Source organism: Salinivibrio sp. MA427 (assembly GCF_001996115.1).
GTDB lineage: Bacteria > Pseudomonadota > Gammaproteobacteria > Enterobacterales > Vibrionaceae > Salinivibrio > Salinivibrio costicola.
In genome coordinates, this window is record NZ_MUFH01000159.1 from 1 (window position 1) to 5,895 (window position 5,895).

6 protein-coding genes are annotated in these 5,895 nt (G+C 50.5%); 1 reads left to right on the forward strand and 5 read right to left on the reverse strand.

The genetic code is table 11. From position 1 onward, the window contains the following. Positions 1–44: 44 nt before the first annotated feature. From BZG79_RS10490 to BZG79_RS10500, 3 genes are all read right to left on the reverse strand, one after another. The gene (locus BZG79_RS10490) at positions 45–926 is read right to left on the reverse strand and encodes a D-hexose-6-phosphate mutarotase (RefSeq protein WP_021022284.1); all 882 of its coding nucleotides are present in this window, start codon (positions 924–926) and stop codon (positions 45–47) included. Between the two features lie 113 nt (positions 927–1,039). Next, positions 1,040–1,999: a type I glyceraldehyde-3-phosphate dehydrogenase gene (gap, locus tag BZG79_RS10495; RefSeq protein WP_077774355.1), complete on the reverse strand. Its 960-nt coding sequence runs from the start codon at positions 1,997–1,999 to the stop codon at positions 1,040–1,042. A gap of 84 nt (positions 2,000–2,083) precedes the next feature. Further along, entirely contained in the window at positions 2,084–2,932 is an 849-nt protein-coding gene (locus BZG79_RS10500; RefSeq protein ID WP_077774356.1) for a DUF2989 domain-containing protein, read from the reverse strand. Between the two features lie 153 nt (positions 2,933–3,085). Here BZG79_RS10500 and BZG79_RS10505 point away from each other — a divergent pair, with 153 nt between their 5' ends. After that, positions 3,086–3,367: a DUF1315 family protein gene (locus tag BZG79_RS10505; RefSeq protein ID WP_077460372.1), complete on the forward strand. Its 282-nt coding sequence runs from the start codon at positions 3,086–3,088 to the stop codon at positions 3,365–3,367. Between the two features lie 154 nt (positions 3,368–3,521). Here the strand turns inward: BZG79_RS10505 and ansA are convergent, their stop codons facing one another. Continuing rightward, complete coding sequence (gene ansA, locus BZG79_RS10510; protein WP_077576339.1) at positions 3,522–4,535, reverse strand: asparaginase; 1,014 nt, start codon at positions 4,533–4,535, stop codon at positions 3,522–3,524. A 132-nt stretch (positions 4,536–4,667) separates the two neighbouring features. Further along, on the reverse strand, positions 4,668–5,895 hold a 1,228-nt coding region (sppA, locus tag BZG79_RS10515), incomplete at its 5' end, for a signal peptide peptidase SppA (protein ID WP_077774357.1).

Sequence of the window (5,895 nt, forward strand, 5' to 3'; positions counted from 1 at the left end):
CTATGTAACAACGCGGCCACCTTATACCAAGGTGGCCGCTTTGTTTAGCGTCGCGCTTTTTCATCACATAACGTTGTGGCCAGGGTATAGGTTTGCCCTGGCGATACCAGGGTATCTGGTTGCTCAAGCGCGGCCTCAATGCAAACAAAATGTTGATAGCCATCGTCATCCATGTCTGCCATTTGTACTGAGGCAGCTTGTCCAGGGTTCCATATCACCGCGCTGGTCGCGCCTTGGTTGGTGACATAAACGCGACGGTTACCGGCCGGATCGGTGAGTGACAGTGTATCGCGCGCCCCGGTATAAATGCGATCCACGGGGCTTTCAAACGTGACCTTTCCCGGAGCAGGTTGAGCCGCTCCGGCACTGAAATTATCGAGGTACTGATTACCAACCCCGTCTACATAAGCCTGCTCGCTGTCCGCGACGGTCAGGTAGCTGTGTAATGCGCCGCCCATCGTCCAATCATGCTGATCGGTATTGGTGACGGCGAGGGAAATCGTGGCTTTTTGTGTCAGGGTGAAAGTGACGGTTGCTTCAAAACGATGGGGCCAGAGTGCCATTGACTGGGCAGATTCAGACAGCTTCAGTTGCACAATCACGCCATCCGGTTGCTCGTCAACCTGCGCCAATTGCCACATCTGTCGACGCGCAAAGCCATGCGAAGGCGAGCCCGATTGTCCAAACCAAGGCCAACAAATAGGGACGCCGCCTCGTAATGGTGTTTGCGCATCGTAGACGGCGTTGCGACTCATCCAAACCAGTGAGGATTCACCTGTAGGCGCAAAGGAGAGTAAGTGGCCGCCGAAAAGACTGATGGTGGCGGCGCACGATGGGTGACTCACGCGAAGAATCGGGACCGATTGCCGATAGCATAAATCGACCGAGGCGGAGAGTTGACGTTCAAAAAGCAAAGACATGGACATAGCTTAAACCTCTTCGGGGAGTGTCTACGAACAAAAACCGGCTCATTGGATAGGCGCCAGATACACAAAAGGCGGCTCTAGGCCGCCTTTATCGATACTATTGTAATTGCTACTTACTTAGAGATGTGTGCAACTAGGTCAAGTACTTTGTTTGAGTAGCCGATTTCGTTGTCGTACCAAGAAACCACTTTCACGAAGTTGTCAGTCAGCGCGATACCTGCTTTAGCATCGAATACTGAAGTTTGTACTTCGCCGATGAAGTCTTGAGAAACAACTGCATCTTCAGTGTAACCAAGTACACCTTTCAGCTCGCCTTCAGACGCTTCTTTCATTGCCGCACAGATTYGGTCATAAGACGCTGCTTTTTCTAGGTTAACAGTCAAGTCAACCACTGAAACGTTGGCAGTTGGCACACGGAACGCCATACCAGTCAGTTTACCATTAAGCTCTGGCAGTACTTTACCAACCGCTTTGGCTGCACCTGTTGAAGATGGGATGATGTTCTGAGATGCACCACGGCCGCCGCGCCAGTCTTTCGCAGAAGGACCGTCAACGGTTTTCTGAGTCGCAGTGGTTGCGTGAACAGTGGTCATCAGGCCAGATACGATACCGAACTTGTCGTTCAGTACTTTCGCGACAGGCGCTAGGCAGTTCGTGGTGCAAGATGCGTTAGAAACGATATCTTGACCCGCGTAATCGCTGTGGTTAACACCCATAACGAACATTGGCGTTGCGTCTTTTGATGGACCAGTTAGAACAACTTTCTTCGCACCCGCTTGGATGTGTTGACGCGCTGTTTCGTCAGTTAGGAAGATACCGGTCGCTTCAGCAACRACGTCAACACCCACTTCATCCCACTTAAGGTCTGTTGGGTTACGTTCTGCTGTTACGCGTACGGTTTTGCCGTTAACGATCAGGTTACCACCTTCAACTTCTACGGTGCCGTTAAAACGGCCGTGAGTTGAATCGTATTTCAGCATATAAGCCATGTATTCAACGTCGATAAGATCGTTGATTGCTACCACGTCGATGTCGTTACGTTCTACAGACGCACGAAATACGAAGAAGGGCAATTACGAAAGGTAAACTGGTACGACAAGTTTGACGTGACCGGTTTACCTTTGATTGAGCGTTGCTTTTTACTGAGTGGTTGCCTTTTACTGAGTAATGGGTGCGAGCAATGACGCTTGAAAATTGCCATCGTCGATCGCGGCTGATATTTCAAATGCCAATCGCTGCAGTGACGTCTCCTGTTGTTCGCTCAGTGTGTAAAGTCGAGACAAACGATCACTGTTGGCAATGGGAAGATTGTAACTTTGCCCCACTTTCGCCCACAAATACGCATGTTCAAAGCGTTTAAGCGCATGATTGGTGGTGGCGAGTGATTTAATCACCTCTGGAATCACGTCTTGCTTTACGGTGAGATCGCGGCCGTCATACAGCTCCAACGCGTGCAATAAAATCTTCACGGTTTTAGCTTTATCCCGTGAGACATAATAGGTCGCCAGACCAAGTTGTAACTGGGGCGTTTCCAGGTGGGGAGTGCCTTCAAGCTTTAAAAACTGGGGTAGGGCGCCGTTGTCACCCTGAGACCAACGGTAGTAAATCACCGGTGGTTGATAAGAGGCTTCCAGTTCATCTTCCAAACGAGCAATCGCATCATAAGCATGGTAGACCGCCTCCGTACGCTTGGTTTTGCGTTGTTTGAGTGTGGTAGGCTCAATTTCAGCTACCAGCTCCATACAGCGCAAGTACGCCTTTGTTTGCTTGAGTTCGGTAAGTTTATTGAGATCGGTTGGCTTTTGGTCAACCGCCAAACGATCGAAAATCAGGTCCGAGCGCTCAAATCGGCATTGTCCGTCGCCAATGTTTAGCCCTTCGCATAATTCGGGGTGCGTTTCGCACACTTGATTGGTGGTCGGTTGTCCATCGCAGCCGACGAGTAGCAGTAAACTCGTGACAAGACCGAGACGATAAACGTAGCGAGTAAGTAATCGTAAATTCATTATTTGTCGTACCCTGAGTCAACTACGTCGAGTATACGTTATCTTTGAGTGTAGTTGMTGCGTAAAAGCGTGATAAAGCGCACTGTGCTAAACATGCCGTCTACCGACCAAGATCAGGCATAATAGTCGGACCCGGACCACACAGAGGTAATCATGGATATAGAACAAGTCTTAAAAGCAATGACGCCTGAAATATACGATCGTTTGTGTTACGCGGTAGAAACCGGTAAATGGCCTGATGGTACCAGCCTTAATCAAGCACAACGCGATCAAGCCTTGCAAGCCGTTATGCTTTACCAATCACGTCATAACAGCCAGCCTCAGCATATGACGGTCGCGAAAGGGGGTCAGGTGACTTGGAAATCAAAAGCCGAGCTCAAGCGTGAATTTGCCGGTCAAGATGGGCAGCGAATCGATATTGAGACCAAGCACTAGTGCTAACCCAATCAGCACCAATGCTGATCGAATAGATTGGGCGGCACGCCTTGTGGGATATGGTTTGCTGAACGTGTCCTCGCTAAAGCGTAAACGCCGGCATTCGGCCGGCGTAATCGTCACAATAGCGTTCACCGTCACTTCTGTTCACACGCTAATAATAGCTGAGCTCACCACGTAAATCTTTTTGCACCCAAGTTCGCAAGGTTTCAAAGGGTAATGACTGACTGAGCAAGAAGTGAAGCTTGGCTAACGCCGCTTCGGGTGTCATGTCATAGCCACTCAGTACGCCCGCATCGGCCAGCGCACAGCCGGTCGCATAGCCACCCATATTGACCCGTCCTGCCAAGCATTGAGTGAGATTTAACACCAGCACACCGCGATCCGTAGCCTGTTTGAGTAAATCGAGTAACTCGGGATTTTGTGGTGCGTTGCCGACCCCAAAGGTCAATAAGATCATCGCATTGACGGGCTGTTTAAGCGCATTTCTGACAACGTCTGGCGAAATGCCCGGATACATCATGATCACGGCAACCGGTTGATCGCTAATAGTATGGACCTTAAACGGCCCTTGCGAAGGTTGATTGAGCTTGTCCGCTTTTACCTCAATATGAATCCCAGCTTCAAGCAACGCTGGCAAGTTGGGTGAGGTAAACGCGTTAAACCCGTCAGCATGCGACTTAGTGCTCCGATTGCCGCGCAGAAGTTGGTTGTTAAAAAACAGCGTCACTTCGTTCACCGGATAATTCGATGCAATATGCAGTGCGTTGAGCAGGTTGGCTTGCCCGTCGGAACGCAACTCAGCAATCGGGATCTGGGAGCCGGTGACTATTACCGGCTTTTCTAAATTTTCTAACATAAATGACAGCGCCGATGCTGTGTATGCCATGGTATCTGTGCCATGCAATATCACAAAGCCGTCATATGCGTGGTAATTTTCGCCAATATCGTCCGCAATCCGTTGCCAATCCGTTGGCGTCATGTCCGATGAATCAATGAGTGGTTCGTACTCATGGATAGTAAAAAGCGGCATTTCTGGACGATGGAATTCAGGCATGTTTTCCAACTGTTGCTGGAGAAAGCCGGACACTGGGACATAACCATGATCAGATTTTTGCATCCCGATCGTGCCACCAGTGTAAGCAATATAAATATGTTTACGTTCCATCATGTCAAATCTGCATTTAATGAGCGTGAGCACAGTATACATGTAACGATTACATCGGTAATACCGAGCGACACACAGAATAGAAGAAAAACAGAGAAGAGGCCCTGACCGAACGGCCAGGGCGAGTGGTTCCTACTGATACTCACAGTTTAAGCAGAATAAGTAACGACCTTGCGGATCGTTAAACTTTTCCAGCAAGGTTAACGACTGCCACTGGGGCGATGCCGTCAACTGGCGCGCAATCGATGGCATTGTCGCTTGCACCGCTTCACCGAGCACGTTGGCGCTTTGCCCCAGCACTTCGTTGATAAATTGCTCAAACGGCGTCAGTGGCTGTTGCATCCAATCTAGTTGATAGTTTTCGAGGTTAGCCAGTTCAGCGGCGGCAGACACGGCGTCGTCAAAGTCACCCAAGCTGTCAACTAATCCCAAACTCAAGGCATCTTGTCCCGTCCATACCCGACCTTGAGCGACTTGGTTTGCCTTTTCCATCGACATATCGCGATGGTTGCTGACCAATGACAAGAAGCGATGGTAACCATGCTCAATGCCTAACTGCATGATATCTCCTACCTCGTCTGGCAGTGCCCGCGTTACGCCAACCCCTGCAAACGGTGTGGTGCCGACACCATCAGACTGCACGCCGAGATCACCCAGCGTGTTCTCAAAGGTGGTGAACAAGCTAAAAATACCGATTGAGCCGGTAATCGTGGTGGGCTGAGCGATAATACGATCGGCGCTGGCAGATAACCAATAACCGCCAGAGGCGGCGACACTCGACATCGAGACCACCACAGGTTTACCCGCTTCGCGTAGCGCATCCACTTCATTACGGATAATTTCAGAGGCGAATGCACTGCCCCCTGGACTATCGACGCGAAGCACGACCGCTTTCACACCGCTGTCAAGGCGGGCATCGCGTAGCATAGCGGCAGTGGTATCGCCACCCACGGTCCCTGGGCGCTGACGTCCATCCATGATCGGACCACTGGCGACCACGACGGCGATATTATCACTGCCTGGCAGGCTAAAGCCGCTTTGTATTTTTGGCAGATAATCGTAATAGCCGGTGTATTCGAAGCTGTCTTCACCGTCACTGCCAAATTTATCGGCCAAATAGCGACGAATTTGCTGACGCGTCATGCGCTTATCGACAATGCCAAGATGCTCAGAGAGGGCGGAAAAATCGCCATCAAAGTCACGCAATGAGGCCAGTAATTGCTTCGCGCTCGGGGACAGTACACTCGGCTCGATGCCACGATTGTTCGCCACATCGCTGACATAGGCATCCCACAGCTGAGATAACCAAGCTTGATTGGCTTCTCGGGCAGCGTCTGACATATTGTTGCGTGTGTATGGA

Bases quoted from the DNA above. Each gene is read 5' to 3' on its own strand.
- BZG79_RS10490 (WP_021022284.1), bottom strand. From the start codon at position 926: ATGTCCATGTCTTTGCTTTTTGAACGTCAACTCTCCGCCTCGGTCGAT.
- BZG79_RS10500 (WP_077774356.1), bottom strand. From the start codon at position 2,932: ATGAATTTACGATTACTTACTCGCTACGTTTATCGTCTCGGTCTTGTC.
- BZG79_RS10505 (WP_077460372.1), top strand. From the start codon at position 3,086: ATGGATATAGAACAAGTCTTAAAAGCAATGACGCCTGAAATATACGAT.
- ansA (WP_077576339.1), bottom strand. From the start codon at position 4,535: ATGGAACGTAAACATATTTATATTGCTTACACTGGTGGCACGATCGGG.